The organism is Corallococcus terminator (assembly GCF_003611635.1).
Taxonomy (GTDB): domain Bacteria; phylum Myxococcota; class Myxococcia; order Myxococcales; family Myxococcaceae; genus Corallococcus; species Corallococcus terminator.
The window spans coordinates 1-1,010 of sequence record NZ_RAVZ01000723.1; the positions used below are offsets into that span (position 1 = coordinate 1).

1 protein-coding gene is annotated in these 1,010 nt (G+C 69.7%); it reads left to right on the forward strand.

From position 1 onward, the window contains the following. Positions 1-424: 424 nt before the first annotated feature. Entirely contained in the window at positions 425-835 is a 411-nt protein-coding gene (locus D7V88_RS41795; protein ID WP_120545986.1) for a hypothetical protein, read from the forward strand. Positions 836-1,010: the final 175 nt, after the last annotated feature.

Here is a 1,010-nt window from a genome sequence, read left to right on the forward strand (position 1 = left end):
GTCCCCAGGCCCCCTCCGCCGTCGCATCCGCCGACAGGAACAGCCCACCGGACACCCGCACCTCGTTGAGGCGGGCACCCGAGGCCTGGGAGCGCACTGGAGCCGCGTCCAACCCGTCGTCGAAGTTGAGAATGGTTCTCATTTTCACGATGTGAGAGCAAATACCCCCTGGAAGGTGGGAACGTCAATCTGTAGCCGGGCTGAAATCATCCCGGTGCGTCAAATCAGGACCATTTCGACGCCAAGGGCATGATTTTCCGGGGTAATTGCGAGCTTGAGTGCGTATAAAGGCATTCCGCTGGCACGGTTTTCCGCAGCCAGGGGTTGTCGCACCCCGGTGCGATGACCCCCCCCCCCATTCTTGATGACGACCGTCCCCGCCACCTCCGGGCGTGAAGCCCTCCGAGAGACCAGGATCGCCCTGGTGGCGGTGGTGTGCGCGGTGGCCTTCGCCGGCTTCCTGGGACTGACGGGCCCCACCTTCGAAGCCCCCCGACAGGCGGGGGTGGAAGCCTCCCGCGCCCCGACGGTGACGCGCGCGCCCTCCGGCAAGGGCGCGCGGTGGGTGTCGGGCATCCTCCATGAGGACCCGGTGGGCACGCCGGCGCCCGCCTCGCGCGATCGGGTGGACCCCGGCGGCGTCAGCCACCGCGCGTCGCCGCCGTTCGTGCCCCGGCTGGACTCCCTGCGCGCGCTGCTGGCGCGCTACGACGCCCAGGTGCTCGCGCGGGCCCACAGCCTGCTGGCCCAGGCGCTGCCGTCCCGGCTCGCGCCGCTGGCGGACCGCCCCCGGACTGTGAACTGTCCGGCCCAGGGCCCTCCCGTCACGGGCTGAGCGTCACGTCCCCTTCTTCTTCGTGGGCCTGTGACCGTGAGGCTCCCGGTGTGCCTTCAGGAGCCCAGGCAGGCGGGCCCTTCTTCCATCGCACCTTTCGTAGCGCACCTGCTTGTGCAGGCGCGCGAGGCCGCTTCAATGTCTTCGTCCCCTTCTTCCGACCCCACCCCCACGC